Annotated in this window: 13 protein-coding genes; 9 read left to right on the top strand and 4 right to left on the bottom strand. The window is 63.1% G+C overall.

Going from position 1 to position 18432, the window contains the following annotated elements; all coding sequences use genetic code 11:
* The first annotated feature begins 8 nt into the window (after positions 1-8).
* From ahcY to LMTR3_RS38340, 3 genes are all read left to right on the top strand, one after another.
* Entirely contained in the window at positions 9-1442 is a 1434-nt protein-coding gene (gene ahcY / locus LMTR3_RS06480; RefSeq protein ID WP_065744256.1) for an adenosylhomocysteinase, read from the top strand.
* A gap of 198 nt (positions 1443-1640) precedes the next feature.
* Entirely contained in the window at positions 1641-3107 is a 1467-nt protein-coding gene (locus LMTR3_RS06475; protein WP_065744255.1) for a flavin-containing monooxygenase, read from the top strand.
* Positions 3108-3266: 159 nt separating this feature from the next.
* On the top strand, positions 3267-3419 hold the full coding sequence (locus tag LMTR3_RS38340; RefSeq protein ID WP_176721827.1) for a hypothetical protein: 153 nt from the start codon (positions 3267-3269) through the stop codon (positions 3417-3419).
* Between the two features lie 848 nt (positions 3420-4267).
* On the opposite strand, the gene LMTR3_RS06470 is transcribed toward LMTR3_RS38340, so the two are convergent.
* Positions 4268-4582: an EthD family reductase gene (locus LMTR3_RS06470; protein ID WP_057848059.1), complete on the bottom strand. Its 315-nt coding sequence runs from the start codon at positions 4580-4582 to the stop codon at positions 4268-4270.
* A gap of 341 nt (positions 4583-4923) precedes the next feature.
* Here LMTR3_RS06470 and LMTR3_RS06460 point away from each other — a divergent pair, with 341 nt between their 5' ends.
* The gene (locus tag LMTR3_RS06460; protein ID WP_065744253.1) at positions 4924-5196 is read left to right on the top strand and encodes a hypothetical protein; all 273 of its coding nucleotides are present in this window, start codon (positions 4924-4926) and stop codon (positions 5194-5196) included.
* Between the two features lie 56 nt (positions 5197-5252).
* Here the strand turns inward: LMTR3_RS06460 and LMTR3_RS06455 are convergent, their stop codons facing one another.
* A complete protein-coding gene (locus LMTR3_RS06455; RefSeq protein WP_065744252.1) occupies positions 5253-6875 on the bottom strand; it encodes a GMC family oxidoreductase in 1623 nt (540 codons plus the stop codon).
* A 173-nt stretch (positions 6876-7048) separates the two neighbouring features.
* Between LMTR3_RS06455 and LMTR3_RS06450 the strand changes: the two genes are divergently transcribed.
* Positions 7049-8221: a M20 aminoacylase family protein gene (locus LMTR3_RS06450; protein WP_065744251.1), complete on the top strand. Its 1173-nt coding sequence runs from the start codon at positions 7049-7051 to the stop codon at positions 8219-8221.
* A 147-nt stretch (positions 8222-8368) separates the two neighbouring features.
* Here the strand turns inward: LMTR3_RS06450 and ppk2 are convergent, their stop codons facing one another.
* On the bottom strand, positions 8369-9295 hold the full coding sequence (gene ppk2 / locus LMTR3_RS06445) for a polyphosphate kinase 2 (RefSeq protein ID WP_065744250.1): 927 nt from the start codon (positions 9293-9295) through the stop codon (positions 8369-8371).
* Positions 9296-9743: 448 nt separating this feature from the next.
* On the opposite strand from ppk2, the gene LMTR3_RS06440 reads away from it, so the two are divergent.
* Positions 9744-10214 (top strand): VOC family protein, encoded by a 471-nt coding sequence (locus LMTR3_RS06440; protein ID WP_065744249.1) that lies wholly within the window; start codon positions 9744-9746, stop codon positions 10212-10214.
* Positions 10215-10435: 221 nt separating this feature from the next.
* On the opposite strand, the gene LMTR3_RS06435 is transcribed toward LMTR3_RS06440, so the two are convergent.
* A complete protein-coding gene (locus tag LMTR3_RS06435) occupies positions 10436-11806 on the bottom strand; it encodes a UdgX family uracil-DNA binding protein (protein WP_065744330.1) in 1371 nt (456 codons plus the stop codon).
* A 199-nt stretch (positions 11807-12005) separates the two neighbouring features.
* Between LMTR3_RS06435 and LMTR3_RS06430 the strand changes: the two genes are divergently transcribed.
* The 3 genes from LMTR3_RS06430 to LMTR3_RS06420 all read left to right on the top strand — a co-directional run bounded on the left by LMTR3_RS06430 (position 12006) and on the right by LMTR3_RS06420 (position 18203).
* Positions 12006-12818: an ImuA family protein gene (locus tag LMTR3_RS06430; RefSeq protein ID WP_065744248.1), complete on the top strand. Its 813-nt coding sequence runs from the start codon at positions 12006-12008 to the stop codon at positions 12816-12818.
* Between the two features lie 316 nt (positions 12819-13134).
* Positions 13135-14628 carry a Y-family DNA polymerase gene (locus LMTR3_RS06425; RefSeq protein WP_084029450.1) on the top strand — a complete coding sequence of 498 codons (1494 nt, stop codon included), beginning with the start codon at positions 13135-13137 and terminating at the stop codon, positions 14626-14628.
* Complete coding sequence (locus tag LMTR3_RS06420) at positions 14625-18203, top strand: error-prone DNA polymerase (protein ID WP_065744247.1); 3579 nt, start codon at positions 14625-14627, stop codon at positions 18201-18203. Before LMTR3_RS06425 ends, LMTR3_RS06420 begins: the two co-directional genes overlap by 4 nt.
* Positions 18204-18432: the final 229 nt, after the last annotated feature.

The following is an 18432-nucleotide window of genomic DNA, read 5'->3' as shown; positions in this document are numbered from 1 at the left end:
AACTCCCCATGACCACCGCCGCCGCCAAGAAGCCCGCCTTCACCGATTACATCGTCAAGGACATTTCGCTCGCCGAATTCGGCCGCAAGGAAATCTCGCTGGCCGAGACCGAGATGCCGGGCCTGATGGCGACGCGCGAGGAATACGGTCCGAAGCAGCCGCTGAAGGGCGCTCGCATCGCCGGCTCCCTGCACATGACGATCCAGACCGCGGTCTTGATCGAAACGCTGGCCGCACTCGGCGCCGACATCCGCTGGGTGTCCTGCAACATCTATTCGACGCAGGACCATGCGGCTGCCGCGATCGCCGCCGCCGGCATTCCGGTGTTTGCGGTGAAGGGCGAGACGCTCGCCGAATACTGGGACTACACCGCAAAGCTGTTCGACTGGCACGGCGGCGGCACGCCCAACATGATCCTCGATGACGGCGGCGATGCCACCATGCTGGTGCATGCCGGCTACCGCGCCGAGCAGGGCGATACCGCCTTCCTCGACAAGCCGACGTCCGAGGAAGAGGAAATCTTCTATGCGCTCGTCAAGCGCCTCCTGAAGGAGAAGCCGAAGGGGTACTTCGCCGAGATCGCTGGGAATATCAAGGGCGTCTCGGAGGAGACCACCACGGGCGTGCACCGCCTCTACGATATGGCGAACAAGGGGACGCTGTTGTTCCCCGCCATCAACGTCAACGACAGCGTGACGAAATCGAAATTCGACAATCTCTATGGCTGTCGTGAATCGCTGGTCGACGGCATCCGCCGCGGCACCGACGTCATGATGTCGGGCAAGACCGCGATGGTCGCGGGCTTCGGCGACGTCGGCAAAGGCTCGGCGGCCTCGCTGCGCCAGGCCGGCTGCCGCGTCATGGTCTCCGAAGTCGATCCGATCTGCGCGCTGCAGGCGGCGATGGAAGGCTATGAAGTCACGACGATGGAAGACGCGGCGCCCCGCGCCGACATCTTCGTCACCGCGACCGGCAACAAGGACATCATCACCATCGACCACATGCGCGCGATGAAGGATCGCGCCATCGTCTGCAACATCGGTCACTTCGACAACGAGATCCAGATCGCTGGCTTGCGTAACCTGAAGTGGACCAACATCAAGCCGCAGGTCGACGAGATCGAATTCCCCGACAAGCACCGCATCATCCTGTTGTCGGAAGGCCGCCTGGTGAATCTCGGCAACGCCATGGGCCATCCGTCCTTCGTGATGTCGGCGTCTTTCACCAACCAGACGCTGGCGCAGATCGAACTGTTCGCCAACAACAAGGACGGCAAGTACGAGAAGAAGGTCTACGTGCTGCCGAAGACGCTGGACGAGAAGGTGGCGCGGCTGCATCTCGCCAAGATCGGCGTCAAGCTGACCGAACTGCGCAAGGACCAGGCCGACTATATCGGCGTCAAGCCGGAAGGCCCGTTCAAGTCGGATCATTACCGCTACTGACTTCACGTCGCGGGCGACGTCCTGAAGCACGACCAAGCCCCGGAGCGATCCGGGGCTTTTTGCTGATCGGTCGCACAACCTGCGACGGTTGAAATTCAACGGTAAATTCCGATACAGCCTGTATCGTCGCAGCAACCTGACAATGCGAGTTGCAATTTCTGCCTGCTGGCCATTACATCTGAAAGCAGGGAGATCGCCATGACCGATGCGGCAGAGCATTTCGACGTCCTCATTGTCGGCGCGGGACTGTCCGGCATCGGCGCGGGCTATCATTTGCAGGAGAAGTGTCCCGGCAAGAGCTACGTCATTCTCGAGGGGCGCGACTGCATCGGCGGCACCTGGGATCTCTTCCGCTATCCCGGCATCCGCTCCGACTCGGACATGTACACGCTCGGCTATTCGTTCCGGCCGTGGACCGAGCCGAAGGCGATCGCCGACGGGCCGCGGATCCTGAACTACGTTCGCGAGACCGCTGCCGACAACGGCATCGACAAGCACGTCCGCTTCCACCACCGCGTCAAACGCGCCGCGTGGTCGTCGCCGGATTCGCGCTGGACGGTGGAGGCCGAACGCAACGTGGGCGAGGGCGCGGCGGAGACCGTGCGCTTCACCTGCAATTTCCTGTTCATGTGCTCGGGCTATTACAAATACGAGGAAGGCTATACGCCGGATTTTTCGGGCACGGCGGACTTCGCCGGCCAGATCGTGCATCCGCAGAAGTGGCCCGAAGACCTCGACTATGCGGGAAAGCGCGTGGTGGTGATCGGCTCGGGTGCGACCGCCGTGACGCTGGTGCCGGAGATGGCCAAGACCGCTGCGCACGTCACGATGCTGCAGCGTTCGCCGACCTACGTGGTGGCGCGGCCGGCGGAGGACGCGCTCGCCAACAAGCTGCGCCAAAAGCTCTCCGCCAAGCTCGCCTATCATATGATCCGCTGGCGCAACGTGCTGTTCGGCATGTATTTCTTTCAGCTCTGCCGCCGCAAGCCGGAGCGCGCCAAGCAGTTGATCCTCGGCGGCGTCAAGATGGCGCTGGGACCGGAATACGACGTGGCTAAGCACTTTACGCCGCGTTACAATCCGTGGGAGCAGCGGCTCTGCCTGGTGCCGGACGGCGACCTGTTCAAGTCGATCCGCGACAAGCGCGCTTCCGTCGTCACCAACGAGATCGACACCTTTACCAGGGGCGGAATCAAGCTGAAGGACGGCAGCGAGCTTGAAGCCGATATCATCGTCACCGCGACCGGGCTGGTTCTGCAGGTGCTCGGCGGGCTCGAAGTCAGCGTCGACGGCCGCACGGTCGATTTCGCACGAACGCTGAACTACAAGGGCATGATGTATTCGGACATTCCGAACCTGGCGGCGGCGTTCGGCTACACCAACGCGTCGTGGACGCTGAAATGCGATCTGACCTGCGAATATGTCTGCCGGCTGATCAACTACATGGACCGCAACGGCTACAAGCAGTGCATGCCGCATAATGTCGATCCTGACGTCACCGAACTGCCGTCGCTGGATTTCTCCTCCGGCTATGTGCAGCGCTCGATCGCCAAACTGCCCAAGCAGGGCTCGAAGCGGCCGTGGCGGCTGTACCAGAACTACGCGCTCGACATCGTCACGCTCCGCTACGGCAAGGTCGACGACGGCGTGATGCAGTATTCGTGAGCGATGCACCTCGCGAGGGTGCGTGCGGCCGTCCGATGCGTCGTTTCGCGTATACGTAGATGGCTTCGAATCGTCCAACATGTCCTCACGGTTAACGCCGGATTAACCGTCGTGTCGCACGCTGCATAGCTTGCGGCCCCTGACAGCACGAGGAAGCCCATGGACGCCCAGCGAATTGCCGTCGATGCCCTTGTGGCGCTGACCGATTGCGACCGCGACGCGGCGATCGCCTTCATCCGCAAATTCTATCTGGCCGGCGTCCGCGACCCCAAGCGGCTGACGTTCAAGGGACTGCAGGCACTGCGGGGGTGACGGCAGCCGTACTTCCTCCCTGTCGTCGCCCGGCTTGACCGGGCGATCCAGTACGCCGAGGCTTATCGGTTCAATCACTGCTGTCTCTGGGATACTGGATCGTCCGCTGGAGCCTGTCATCGGGCGCGCATTCGCGCGACCCGTTGGCGGACGATGACAACTGAATGTGACGAAGTATTCTCGCGACGCCGATCGCCCGAGGTTTGCTCTCAAATTCCCGCCCTCTCCAAATAGAGGGCGCAGGGAAGACCGGGTGCTTGCTGCACCCGCGGTCTCGTGTGCCGTTGCGCATAAAGAACACGCACACGAGCATACAGGTACAGCGGGAGCATCCCGGCCTTCCCTGCGCAATGGCTTTACGGCTTACTTCGTGCTCTTCCCGGAGAACGGCTCTTTTGCCTCCGTCGCTGCGCAAATAGTTTCACGCAGCTCAGCGCCAGCACCGCGGCGCCCGAACCACACGACTTCGCCGTACGCTTCCTGCGCCTACGTCTTGCGCATTCCGCGTCCATCGCATCTCACCGCACGTTCGTGACGATCGCGAGCGCCCCTCAATGGGCGAGACGGGCGGAAATATGCGACTGATTTGCCTCTCGCGTTAAGCGGAATATTTTTGATTCCCGGGCTTGACACGATTTCTGAAAATCAGAAGTGATTTGCCTGTCGTGTTGATTTGCCGCAGCGGTGCATCGAGATTGCGCTTGCACGCGAGGCAAACCAGTTCGCGGATCGTAGGGTGGGCAAAGCGACAGCGTGCCCACCATCAAGCAACGCGACCGGTCATGGATGGTGGGCACGCTTCGCTTTGCCCACCCTACATCGCGACGTTGCGAGCCGCGGCTGCGCCATCAGCCGACGACGACTTCACTGATCTGGATCACCGGAGACTGGTCGGTATAGTTCGGGATATCAGCCATAATCTCCTTGGCATGCGGCCCGAAGCCGGTCTGGAACGCCTCGATCGAGTCGCAGAAGATGTGGCACATGCCGACATAGGTGGCGGGAGCGCCGGGCGCGCCGCCGGCCAGGCCCTTGTCGACCGTGTAGGACTTGCAGGCGTCGCCCATGCGCGCCTTCACGAGCGGCATGTGCTTGTCGCGGTAGTAGTCGTGATCGAAGCGCCCGCCGGGCGTATTGGGATACATCACGCTTACCTTGATCATGGACGTGCCCTCCGATTCTCGCGTTCACCGTTATTCTCCGGCAATAGTGGGAATCTGTGTCAGTTTTGCGGATCTTGCAACCGGAAGCGGCGGGCCTTCGCCTCATCCTGCCGCCGCACGTCTCCGCCGATATTCCAGCGCGGGCAGGCCGGCCGATCATTTCATTTGTAGACGAATATTCTACTGACTTGCTGGCGAGCATATTCCGCGGCGTTCACGCCATCGCGCGCTTTCAAGCACGGCTTTTCAAATCGCGGTGAGAGCCGTCGCATGGTTATCCGCTTTTGCGCTGCGATACCCAATTGGATGGAGTGATTTCACGACAAAAGAGGATATCACCAATGACCAAGTCTATCCCAACACTCGCCGCCGCGTTTCTGATGACCGCGATCGCAACGCCGGTGTTCGCGCAACCCGCGATCCAGGAGCCCGGCGCCTACTCCTTCTATCATCCCAATGCCGACGTGCTCGGCGGCCGGCCGGCATACCGGTCGTTCGATCGGTCGAATGCCTATTACAATTCCAATGCCTATTACAACCAGGCTGTGCCCACGCCCGAACCGCGGCTGCGGCAGAGGCAGGTCACGCCGAGGAATTATCGCGGGGCGCAGTAGCGTGAGCGTGCAGCCTGGATGATCCGTTGGGCCATCTGCGCTGCTTCGTTACGCAGCTATTTGCGCTGATCCTCCAGGATCAACGTCGCACCCTTCTCCGCGATCATCCCCGTCGGCGTATTGGTGTTGCCCGACGTGATCGTGGGCATTACCGACGCATCGGCGATGCGCAAGCCGGCGATGCCGTAAAAGCTCAGCCGCTCGTCGACCACGGCCATCGGGTCGTTCGCGGTGCCCATCTTCGCGGTGCCGACGGGATGGAAGATCGTGGTGCCGATATCGCCGGCGGCCTTTGCCAATGACGCATCGTCGTCACCGACGCTTGGGCCGGGCAGGTACTCCTGCGGCCGATATCGCTCCAGCCTTTTCTGCTTCATCAGCCGGCGCGTGGTGCGGATAGCATCCGCCGCGACCTGGCGGTCGTCCTCGGTCGAGAGATAGTTCGGCGCGATCGACGGCGCTTCGTCAGGTCTAGCCGAGCGGATGCGCACGGTGCCGCGCGAGGTCGGCTGCAGATTGCAGGCGCTCACCGTGATGGCGGGAAAGCGGTGCAGGGGATCGCCGAACTTGTCGAGCGACAGCGGCTGTACGTGGAACTGGATGTTGGCGCGCGCGCGGCGTGGATCTGAGCGCGTGAAGATGCCGAGTTGCGAGGGCGCCATCGTCAGCGGCCCGCGGCGGCGGAAGGCATAGTCGAGCCCCATCATCCCGCGCCGGACCAGCGACCAGTAGGTCTCGTTCAGCGTGCGGACGCCCTCGACCTTGTAGATCGCGCGCTGCTGCAGATGGTCCTGCAGATTGCGCCCCACACCCGGTCTGTCGAGCACAACATCGATGCCGAGTGGGGACAGCCAGTCGGCCGGTCCGATGCCGGAGCGGTGCAGCACCTGGGTCGAGCCGATCGATCCCGCGCACAACACGACCTCGCCTTTGGTGCGGACCTCGATCACCTCATTGCCCTGGATGAAGCGCACGCCGACGGCGCGGCCGTTCTCGACGATGAGCCGGTCGACCAGCACGTGCTTTTCCAGCCGCAGATTGGCGCGGTTGAGCACCGGCTTGAGAAAACCGCGCGCCGACGACCAGCGCCGGCCGCGCTTCTGATTGACGTGGAAGTAGCTGACGCCTTCGTTGTCGCCGGTGTTGAAATCCGCAATGCGCTTGATGCCCATCTCCTCGGCGGCGTCGCCGACCGCGTCGAGAACCTCCCAGGACAGCCGCGGCGCCTCGATGCGCCAGCCGCCGCCAATGCCGTGATGTTCGCTTTCACCGAGGAAATGATCCTCCAGCCGCTTGAACAGCGGCTTGACGTCGTCATAGCCCCAGCCGGTGAGGCCGAGCTGGCGCCAGTGATCGTAATCGGCGGCCTGGCCCCGCATCGAGATCATCGCATTGATGGCGGAGCAGCCGCCGATCACCTTGCCGCGCGGATAGGCGAGCGACCGCCCATTGAGCCCGGGCTCCGCTTCGGTCCGAAACATCCAGTCCGAGCGGGGATTGCCGATCGCAAAGAGGTAGCCGACGGGGATGTGAAACCAGATCCAGTTGTCGTTGCCGCCGGCCTCCAGGATCAGCACGCGGTTTTTGGGATCGGCCGACAGCCGGTTGGCCATGATGCAGCCGGCGGTGCCGGCGCCCACCACGATATGATCGAAATCGCCTTCAAGCCTTTTCGGCATGCTCAGTTTCCGCCCATCACGCGCCCCTTGTGCCTAATAGTCAGACGTGGATGGCTCGGACAAGTCCCGGCCATGACGTCCGGGAATGGGCGGCGTCTCCAGGCTCTGTTGGGTGGACCGCCGCTTGCATGCTACAGAGGTTTAACGTTCCAACCCGAGGTTCGAGAATTCCCATGCCCATCGTCAACCGCGTCGCCGATCTGCAACCCGATATCCAGGCCTGGCGCCGCGTTATCCATCAAAATCCCGAGTTGCTGTACGACGTGCACCGCACTGCAGCATTCGTGGCCGATCGGCTGCGCGAATTCGGCTGCGACGAGGTCGCCACCGGCCTTGGCCGTACCGGCGTCGTCGGCGTCATCAAGGGCAAGCAGCCCGGCAACGGCGAGATCAAGGTGATCGGGCTTCGCGCCGACATGGACGCGCTGCCGATCGAAGAGGCGACCAACCTTCCTCATGCCTCCAAGACGCCGGGCCTGATGCACGCCTGCGGCCATGACGGTCACACCGCGATGCTTTTGGGTGCAGCGCGGTACCTCGCCGAGACCAGGAATTTCGCCGGCGATGCGGTCGTGATTTTCCAGCCGGCCGAGGAGGGTGGCGCGGGCGCTGCCGCCATGATCCAGGACGGGCTGATGGACCGGTTCGGGATCGAGCAGGTCTACGGCATGCATAACGGTCCGGGAATTCCGGTCGGCTCATTCGCCATCCGGACCGGCCCTGTGATGGCCGCGACCGACTCGATCGACATCAAGATCGAGGGGCTCGGCGGGCACGCCGCGCGCCCCAACAAATGCATCGATTCCGTCTTCGTCGGCTCACAGCTCATTACTGCCCTGCAGTCGATCGTCTCGCGGACCATTGATCCGCTGGAGTCGGCGGTGATCTCGATCTGCGAGTTCCACGCCGGCAACGCCCGCAACGTGATCCCGCACACCGCGGAACTCCGGGGCACCGTGCGGACGCTGACGCCGGAAGTCCGCGAGACCGTCGAGAAGCGGGTGCGCGAGGTGTGCGAGGGCGTAGCCAGGATGACCGGGGCCAAGATCGACCTCACTTACGAGCGCGGCTATCCCGTGACCAAGAACCACGCCGAGCAGACCGAGTTCGCCACGCAGGTGGCCAAGGAGGTGGCCGGTGCCCAGAACGTCCACGAGATGCCGCCGCTGATGGGCGCGGAAGACTTTTCCTACATGCTGGAGGCGCGGCCGGGCGCGTTCATCTTCTGCGGCAACGGCGACAGCGCGGGGCTTCATCACCCCGCCTACGATTTCAACGACGAGGCGATCGTGTACGGCACCTCGTACTGGATCAAGCTGGTCGAGAACAAGCTGGCGGCGTCGTAAGGTCCTTCAACTTCGATCGCACTTGAAGTGCGAGGTCACATCAAGGAAGGCCCGTATCTCCAGTGCGGGCCTTCTTTATTTTTCCCGCTCAGCCGCGACTTGAAGTGTGGGGCTCTTCGCCTTCAGCATCTGGTGGTCACGCCGCGCTCAATAGCGCTCTGGGACGTACATTTCGGGTGGAATCGGTCCGCGGCTATATTCCGGATTGCGAACCCGCGGCGGCAGTACCACCGGTTCGACCTTGATTTCCTGGTAGGGAATTTGTTCGAGCAGATGCGCGATGCAGTTCAACCGTGCCTTCTTCTTGTCGTCGGCCTCCACCAGCCACCAGGGAGCTTCCGGAATGTGGGTACGCTCCAGCATCGCTTCCTTGGCTTTGGTGTATTGCTCCCAACGGCTGCGCGATTCCACATCCATCGGGCTGAGCTTCCACTGCTTGAGCGGATCATGGATCCTCATCATGAAGCGCAAATACTGCTCTTCATCGGTGATGGAAAACCAGTACTTGATGAGGGTGATTCCGGAGCGCACGAGCATACGCTCGAATTCCGGCACCGACCGGAAGAATTCTTCGACGTCATCTTCGGTGCAGAAGCCCATCACGCGCTCGACGCCGGCGCGGTTGTACCAGCTACGGTCGAACAGCACGATCTCACCGCCGGCCGGCAAATGCGAAACGTAACGCTGGAAGTACCATTGGGTGCGCTCACGCTCATTCGGCGCCGGCAGCGCCGCGACGCGGCAGACCCGCGGATTGAGCCTCTGGGTGATGCGCTTGATGACGCCGCCCTTGCCGGCGGAATCGCGCCCCTCGAAAATCACCACCACCTTGAGCTGATGGTCCTGCACCCAGGTCTGCAATTTTACCAATTCACCCTGCAGACGGAATAATTCCTTGAAATACACGCGCCGATCGATCGTCTCTTCTGCCGTATGGTCGGCAAATTCATTGGTCAGTGCATCGAGGCGATCGTCGTCGATCTCAAGTTCCAGTTCTTCATCGAAACTGTCCAGCATTTCCTCCCGAATCGGATCGTGGATCGGCTTGGTGCCATTCGGGGGCCTTTTGGTCATGGCGGGCTCCGGCTGCAGAGCTGTTGGGTTCACGTGATGTGTGAATGTCGATGTCCTGCCGTATCATCCGTCAGGTACTTTGCGGAAAAGCAGAAGGCCGCAGTTTGGTTCCGGTCTCCCGCTATCCGGTCGGGGCCTGCCACTGCAGCGTTCCGACCGTATCGCCGATGTCGTCAGAACAGGTTCGAGAACAGTACGTAGAACTCGCCGACAGGCAGATCGCGGCCGGCAGAGCGGCACCTACGCCATCAGGAGATTGCGAACCGTTAATGACAGTTGGGCTATCCCGGCCGCGTAAGGCCAGGGATGCGCGCTGTCCAGGCCGCAGGTGGTTCAGGGAAATTCCACAATATTTTTAATCGCCCCTGTCGGAACGCCGCCCGCTCCATCCGTCCTTGTCACAGGTGCGGCCGCGCCGGCTAGTAGTTGATGGAGAAAGGCAGCATCGATGAAGGTTACACAGCATCTCTGGTTCGAAAAGGATATGGAGGCCGCGATCGGCTTCTACACCTCGCTGATCCGCGGCTCGTCAGTCCAGTGGGTCTCGTCGCTGCCGGCCGAGAGCCCGAGCGGCCCGCCCGGCAGCGTCAAGATCGCGGCCTTTACCCTGGGCGACCAACGCTACATGGCGATCGAGGCGGGGCTCCTCGACCGGTTCAACCACAGTTTTTCGATCATGGTCGAATGCGACACGCAGGCCGAGATCGACAATTTGTGGGATGCCTTGAGGGAGGGCGGCAAGATCGAGCAATGCGGCTGGCTAAGGGATCGCTGGGGCCTCTCCTGGCAGATCGCGCCCAGGCGGCTCGGCGAATTGATGAACGATCCCGATCCCGCAAAAGCCAAGCGCGTTGCCGAGGCCATGCTGAAGATGGTCAAGTTCGATATTGCAGAACTGGAGGCCGTGGCGAGAGGCTAACAAGAGGGTCGCGCGCTGCACGGCGCCGGGGCTGGAGGTAGGGAACCGCGCAGCGCGTCGACCATGTGGGAGCATCATAGCGTGAGCAGACGTCCCACATTCCCTTGCCACATTCCCTTGAGAATGCGATTGTGTCCTCTATCAATTAATAGTTGCAAGCAGGATTGTCAATTTTTCCCGTTCTATTTCGCCAGAAATTGCGGCTATCGGATTGGCGGAATTCAGGCCGCATGTGCCGATTTTCGCAGCACGTCGGCGGCGATTTTGAGGTCCTGGACGAAGCGCCGGTATTCGCGCGCCTTGGCATCGGCATCAGGCAATCGCAGCAGATAGGACGGGTGCACCGTCACCAGCGCCCTGGTGCCGTCGTCGAGATCGATCGCACGGCCGCGGTTCTTGTTGATCGGCGTAATTTTCCCGAACACGCTTTGCGCTGCGGTTGCGCCCATTGCCACCACCAGATCGGGTTTGATCGCGGCCAACTCGCGCTCGTACCACCGCCGGCAGGCCTTGATCTCCGGCGTGTTCGGCTTCTGGTGCAGACGGATCTTTCCGCGCGGCACGAACTTGAAATGCTTGACCGCATTGGTGACGTAGACCGTGCGGCGGTCGATGCCGGCTTCTTCCAGCGCGCGGTCGAGCATTTGCCCCGCGGGCCCGACGAACGGTTTGCCGGCGAGGTCTTCCTTGTCGCCGGGCTGCTCGCCGACCAGCATGATCCGCGCGGTTTGCCGGCCTTCGCCGAACACGGTCTGGGTGGCATTCTTGTAAAGATGACAGGCGCGGCACTCGGCGGCTTCTTCGCGCAGCGTCTCGATATCATCGGCGTGTTTGCGGGGCATATCGCTTGCCTTATCGTCGCTTGCCAGGGGTTTAATCAATGAAGCCTCCGGCAGGTTCCGCCGGTAGTTCCGGGACATCTCCTTTTGCATGGTCTGCACTTTCAGCCGGGCGGGATTGAAAATGCTGGCGTAATAGCGCCGCCAGGTTTCCTCCAGCCGGTCCGTGCTGGGGGCTTCGCTTCTGCTGACTCCCGGCGTGAACGAGATGACGTGGCCGTCCCAATGCGCGCAGAGATCAGGCGTCAGGATCGACCAGGGCATGTCGGCGAAACGGCGCGCGAAGAACGGGGCGGCCAGTTCGACGATGTGGTGCTCCGGCTCGAACCAGGCGACGAAGTGCGATTTCTGCTCGCGGCCTATTTCGCGGAAGCGGACAAGGACGTGCATCTTGTGCTCGTCGCTGCGCACGGCCTTGGCCATCGCGGTGATCTCGGCTACGTCGGGATCGGTCGCGGGTTCAAGCAGATCGTGATGCATTCGCAACCGCCATAGCAGGCGATAGAGCAGGGCGAAGCGCTCGGGGTTGCGGTGCAGGATCGTAATCTCAGCCAGTTCGACGAATCTGGCCGGCACGTTGAAGGTGCCCTGTGGCGGCTCGAGCGGTGCTGCCGTTGGCTCGAACAATTCCGGCGCATCATCAGCCACGCGCCAGCTCACGTCGGACGGTTTCACGTCATTCAGCGCCAGCGCGCGGGCCGCTTTACGCCAGCCATCGAAATCAGTTTGGCTGGAGAGAGTGATGTGGTGCATTGTGCTCATGCCTCATACTCCCTCGTCTGAGGAGCCCCCGAATCCCTTTGATTCCGCTCATGAATCGCCAAAGCGTCGATCTCGATTGACTCTGCCGGCGCTGTTAGCTTTATATTAGAACATATCATGAACAAATGAGCCAGCCGCGCGTTCACTTAGGGAAAAAGCGGTAAAGGCCAATTTTCTGAAGGGACGGCGGATGAGCACCGCACGCACAAGCACGCTTGCGAGTTTGCGCGGAAGCATCGAGCGCCTGGAGGCGCATGGCGATGCGCATGACCTCAACAAGATTACGCTTGGACATAAGGCGGCGGATGCTGTGCTGCACGGCGGGCTTGCGCTCGCGGCGGTGCATGAAGTGTTCGCCGAGGGACACCAGAGCGCGACCGCAACCGGCTTCATCGCAGGGCTGGCGGGAAGGGTATCGCCGCGCCGGCCACTGGTCTGGGTGCGGCAGGACTTTTCGGAAATTGAATCGGGCGCGCTGTCGATGAGCGGGCTCGCCGAACTCGGGCTCGATCCGCGGCTGCTCGTCACCGTGCGCGCGACCGACACCGACGCCGCGCTGCGGACCGCCGCCGATGCGCTGGCCTGCGACGCGCTCGGCGCCGTCGTGCTGGAAGTCTGGGGGCAGGCGCGTCAGCTCGATCTTGTCGCCAGCCGCAAGCTCACGCTGGCCGCAGCAGCCTCCGGCGTCACCGCATTGCTGCTGCGGGTGGCGGCGGAGCCGCGCCCCTCGACCGCGGAGACAAGATGGATCGTGCGCGCGGCGCATTCGCCGCCGTCAGCTCCTCCAAAGCCTGCGGCGCCTTGGAGCGCCTGGGGCGCGCCGGTGTTCGACGCGCAGCTCGTTCGTAACCGTCATGGCCCGGTCGGCCGCTGGATCATGGAATGGAATTGTGATGAGCGCCTATTCAGAGAACCGTCGGCGTATCCTCAGCCTCTGGCTGCCACGCCTGCCCATCGACCGCATCAAGCGCAAGCTTTCGCCGGCCAGCGCCGCGCAAGCTGAAAATTGCCAAGCGGTTTCGTGCGAAATCTCTAACCGCACGGACAGTGGGCTCCCTCCCCCCTTGCGGGGGAGGGCGGGGGAGAGGGGTGGCCACGAGCACCGCCCGTGCGGCTTACCCCTCTCCCTAACCCTCCTCCGCAAGGGGGGAGGGAACGACAGCGGTGCCCGGATTGATATCTCTCACCCCACAAACGGTGCCCTCCCTCTCCCGCCTGCGGGGGAGGCACAGGCGGCCTATGGCCGCCGTTCTTTAGAAGAACGCCGATGCGGAGCATCGGCTACGGGTGGGGGTCTCGCCGCGAGTCCTACTCTCGAGATGACGCAAACCTCGCCCTCCGTCGTCGTCGCCAAGCAGCACAATGCCATCCTGATCCACTCCCTCGACGATCTTGCCGTCCAGGCCGGCCTCTCGATCGGCCTGCCGCTCGCCAATGCGCGCGCGATCTGCCCCGAGCTGACGGTGTTTGACGCGGATGAAGTCGCCGATCGCAAGACACTCGAAGACATCGCCGACTGGTGCGACCGCTTCACCCCGCTGGTGGCGCTCGATCCGCCGTACGGCTTGTTCCTCGACATCACCGGCTGCGCCCATCTGTTCGGCGGCGAGCGTGCGTTGCTGCAGATCGTCAGCGGTGCGCTGAGCCGCCGCGGCTTTGCCGTCAGCGCCGCGATCGCGAGCACCGCGATCTGCGCCCGCACGCTGACGCGCCAGACTTCCGGAAAGATCGTTGCCGATGGCGAGGAGGCGGAGGCCGTCAGTCCGCTGCCGGTATCTGCGCTCGGCGCCGGCGATGCCATCACCGCCGGCCTGCGCCGCGCCGGCTTGAAAACCATCGGCGACGTCGCCTCGCGCGCGCCGCACGAAATCACGGCGCGGTTCGGTGCGCCCTTCACGACGCTGTTGCAGCAGGCACTCGGGCAGGGCGATGCGCCGATCAGCCCGCGCAAACCGCCGCCGGATTACATCGTCGAGAAACGCTTTCCCGATCCGGTCGCCACCGACACCGTGATCGCGATGAACCTGTCCGCGCTCGCTCAAATGCTGGTTACGGCGATGGACAAGCAGGGCAAGGGCGCGCGGCGGCTGGAGGCGAGCTTTTTCCGCACCGACGGCGCGGTACGCACGATCTCGGTCGATACCGGGCGTCCCGTGACAAAAGCTGATGTGATCGACCGCCTGTTCCGCGAGCGGCTCGATGCGCTCAACGATCCCCTCGACCCCGGCTTTGGCTTCGATCTCATCCGTCTCTCCGCCAGCCGCACCGAAATCGTGGTGCAGCAGCAGCGCGATCTCGATGCCAACGTCCATGACAATGACGAACTGTCCGCGCTGATCGACCGCATCGCCGCGCGCATCGGCGGAAAACGCGTCGTCGTGCATCTGCCGGAGGATACCCACATCCCCGAACGCGCGGTGCTGTCGGTGCCAGCGCAGCATCATCTGGCGGCCGCGACGCAGGCGGCATGGCCCGAGCGTATCGAGGGCGAGCCGCCGCTGCGCCCCTTGCGCCTGTTCGACAAGCCGGAGCCGATAAAAGTGCCGTTCGCAACCGTGCCCGACGGCCCGCCGCATCAATTCACCTGGCGGCGCGTCACGCACGCGGTGGTGCGGGTGGAGGGGCCCGAACGCATCGCGATGGAATGGTGGAAGCCGGGTAGCGACGGCCCGACGCGGGACTATTTCCGTATCGAGGATGAAGCGGGACTTCGTTTCTGGATCTTTCGCGACGGCCTCTATGAGAGCGAACCGACGGATGCGGAGGGCGAGCCCGCTTCTATCAGATGGTTCGTGCATGGATTGTTCGCATGAAAAGCCCTGTGCCCGACTATGCCGAAATCGGCATCACCACCAATTTCTCGTTCCTGCGCGGCGGCTCGGATCCGCGCGCCTATGTGCATCAGGCAAGCGAGCTTGGTATTCCCGTGATCGGCATCGCCGACCACAACACACTGGCCGGCGTGGTGCGCGCCTGGAGCGAGCTCGACAACCCTGCCGTCAGGCATAAGCCAAAGCTTCTGATCGGCGCGCGTCTCGTCTTCATCGACGGCACGCCTGACATTCTGGCCTATCCGCGCGACCGCGCGGCTTACGGCCGACTCTGCCAGTTACTCACCCGCGGCAAACGCGGCGATGACATCACGCGGATCGAAAAGGGCGAATGCCACCTGAAATTCGACGACCTCCTCGATTTCGCCGAGGGCCAGCTTCTGGTGCTGGCGCTGCCGCATCGCTTTGACGTGGCGAGCGCGCAGACAACGCTGGAGCGCCTGAAGAACTCCGATGCCGATGGCGTGTGGCTCGCCGCAAGCCTGCTCTACCGCGGCGACGACAAACGCCGCCTCGAGCGGCTGCATCGTTTGGCGCTCGCGGCCAAAGTGCCGCTGCTGGCGACCAACGAGGTGCTGTACCACCATCCCGCCCGCCGAGCGCTGCAGGACGTGCTGACCTGTATCAGAGAGAAGACCACGATCGATGCGATCGGCAGGCGGCTCGAGGCCAATGCTGAACGCTATCTCAAGCCTGTCCATGAAATGGCACGGCTGTTTCGCGATCTGCCCGAGGCGATTGCGGAAACCATGCGCTTTGCCGATCGCATCAACTTCTCGCTCGACCAGCTCAAATACCAGTATCCGGACGAGCCAGTGCCGCCGGGCAAGACCGCGCAACAGCACCTCGAAGACCTGACCTGGGCCGGTGTCGACAAATATTTCGGGGGCGTGATCGACGGCAAGCTGCGCGCCACCCTGCGCAAAGAGCTCGATCTGATCGCCGAGCTCAAATACGCGCATTATTTTCTCACCGTGCACGACATCGTCCGCTACGCGCGCAGCCAGAACATCCTGTGCCAGGGCCGGGGATCGGCGGCGAACTCCGCCGTCTGTTACGTGCTCGGCATCACCTCGGTCGATCCGACCAAGGTCGACCTGCTGTTCGAGCGTTTCATTTCCAAGGAGCGGCTGGAGCCGCCCGATATCGACGTCGATTTCGAGCATTCGCGGCGCGAGGAGGTGATGCAATATGTCTACCGCCGCTACGGCCGTCACCGCGCCGCGATCATTGCGACCGTCATCCACTACCGCCCGCGCAGCGCCATCCGCGACGTCGGCAAGGCGCTGGGGCTGACCGAGGACGTTACCGCAGCGCTTGCCGACACCGTGTGGGGGAGCTGGGGCAAGGGCCTCAATGAGATGCAGGTCCGGCAGGCCGGGCTGGATCCTGCGAATGCGATGGTCGAGCTCGCGGTTGCGCTGGCCTCCGAGCTGATCGAATTCCCCCGCCATCTGTCACAGCATGTCGGCGGCTACGTGCTGACGCAGGATAGGCTCGACACCTATGTGCCGATCGGCAACGCCGCGATGGACGACCGCACCTTCATCGAATGGGACAAGGACGACGTCGACGCGCTCAGCATGATGAAGGTCGACGTGCTGGCGCTGGGCATGCTGACCTGCATCCGCAAGAGCTTCGATCTGATCGCCGACCACAAGGGTCGGCGTTACGAGCTGGCCGACATCAAGTCGCAGGACGACGACGAAGTTTATCAAATGCTGCAGCGGGGCGAATCCCTCGGCGTGTTCCAGGTCGAGAGCCGCGCGCAGATGAACATGCTGCCGCGCCTGAAGCCGCGCACCTTCTACGACCTCGTCATCGAAGTCGCGATCGTCCGCCCCGGTCCGATCCAGGGCGACATGGTGCATCCCTATTTGCGACGGCGAAACGGCCAGGAAAAGGTGAGCTATCCCTCGCCGGCGCCCGAGCACGGCCCTTCGGACGAATTGTACCGCGTGCTGCACAAGACACTCGGCGTGCCGCTGTTCCAGGAACAGGCGATGCGGATCGCAATCGAAGCCGCAAAATTCACGCCCGAGGAAGCCAACGGCTTGCGCCGTGCGATGGCGACGTTTCGTAACGTCGGCACCATCGGAAAATTCGAGGCCAAGCTGATCAACAACATGATCGCGCGCGGCTACGCCCCGGCATTCGCCAAGAGCTGTTTTGACCAGATCAAGGGTTTTGGCTCTTACGGCTTTCCGGAAAGCCACGCCGCAAGTTTTGCGCAGCTCGTCTACGTCTCGTCATGGCTGAAGCATTATCATCCGGATGCGTTCTGCTGCGGCCTGCTCAATTCGCAGCCGATGGGGTTTTACGCGCCCGCCCAGATCGTCGGCGACGCCCGCAAGAACGGCGTCGAGGTCCGCGAGATCGACGTCTCCTACAGCTTTGCCCAGAACACGCTGGAGGAGGGGAGCGGGAAATATTGCGCCGTCCGGCTCGGCTTCCGCCAGATCGATGGTTTTCACTGGCTCGATGAAGACGAGGAGCGGCTGAAGCGAATGCAGTCGTCGTTTCGCGGTATATCGGAGGCGGAATCCCATTCGGCCAGCCGCACGGGGACTGTGCTCCCTCTCCCGCTTGCGGGGGAGGGCTGGGGTGGGGGTGTCTCCGCGAGTCACACTGCCCGTATGGAGAGAGCTTCCCCCACCCGGATCGCATCTATCGATGCGATCCGACCTCCCCCGCAAGCGGGAGAGGTGAAGCGTGCCCGCGGACTAGCCGCTGTGGAAGCAACCGACTGGACCGACCGCATCGTCGCCGCCCGTCAACGCCGGCCCTTTACCTCGCTGGAGGAATTCGCCCGCGACACCGGCCTGCCCAAGCGCGCGCTGATCCTACTTGCCGACGCCGATGCCTTCCGCTCGATCGGTCTCGATCGCCGCGCAGCACTCTGGGCGGTGCGGCGGCTGCCCGACGACGTGCCGCTGCCGCTGTTTCAGGCCGCGGTCGCCCGCGAGCAGCCCGACGAGAACGCCAAGCCGCTGCCGCAGATGCCGCTGCCGGAGCAGGTGGTCGCCGATTACCAGACGGTCCGACTGTCGCTGAAGGGCCATCCGATGGAATTCTTGCGCGAGCGGTTCACGAAAGAGCGTGTCGTCCCCTGCAAGGACGTCAATCACAGCAACGACCGCCGCCGTATCCGCTGCGCCGGCGTGGTACTGGTGCGGCAGCGGCCGGGCAGCGCCAAGGGCGTCGTCTTCATGACGCTGGAGGACGAGACCGGCATCGCCAACATCGTGGTGTGGCCCAAGGTGATGGAGCAGTACCGCAAAGAGGTGATGGGCGCGCGCCTGATCCTGGTCGAAGGCTATATCCAGAGCAGCCCGGAGCAGGTGACGCATCTGGTGGCGCAGCGGATGTTCGACCGCTCCCACGACCTGATCGGCCTCGCCAATGATGCGTTAAGCCGCAAGCACCCGGTGCCCGCAGGGCCCGCGCTGGTCGAACCGCTCAACGACGACCGCCGCGATCACCCTGACGCGCCCGCGCAGAAAATCCGTCACCCCCGCGACGTCCGCATCCTGCCGCCGTCCCGCGATTTTCATTGAGCCGCTCTCTTCGGACGGCGGTGATCGCCGTGCATCATCCAGGGTGTTGCCGGCACACCGAGATGAAATCCGTCCCGGAGGCATAAGTTTGGGGAACCGGGATTTCGGATGTGCGTTCGCTTCACATGACCTGCGGAGCGCGCTTTTGCGCAACAGGACTTCAGCACATGTCACCGCCCGCCCGGCCCCGTTCCTGCGCTCCAGCCGTAACAGTCAGGTTTACCTGCGA

Source organism: Bradyrhizobium sp. LMTR 3 (genome assembly GCF_001693485.1).
In the GTDB taxonomy this organism is placed as follows: domain Bacteria; phylum Pseudomonadota; class Alphaproteobacteria; order Rhizobiales; family Xanthobacteraceae; genus Bradyrhizobium.
Note: the sequence above shows the minus strand (reverse complement) of the source record. Positions and strands in the feature narration are given on the sequence as shown.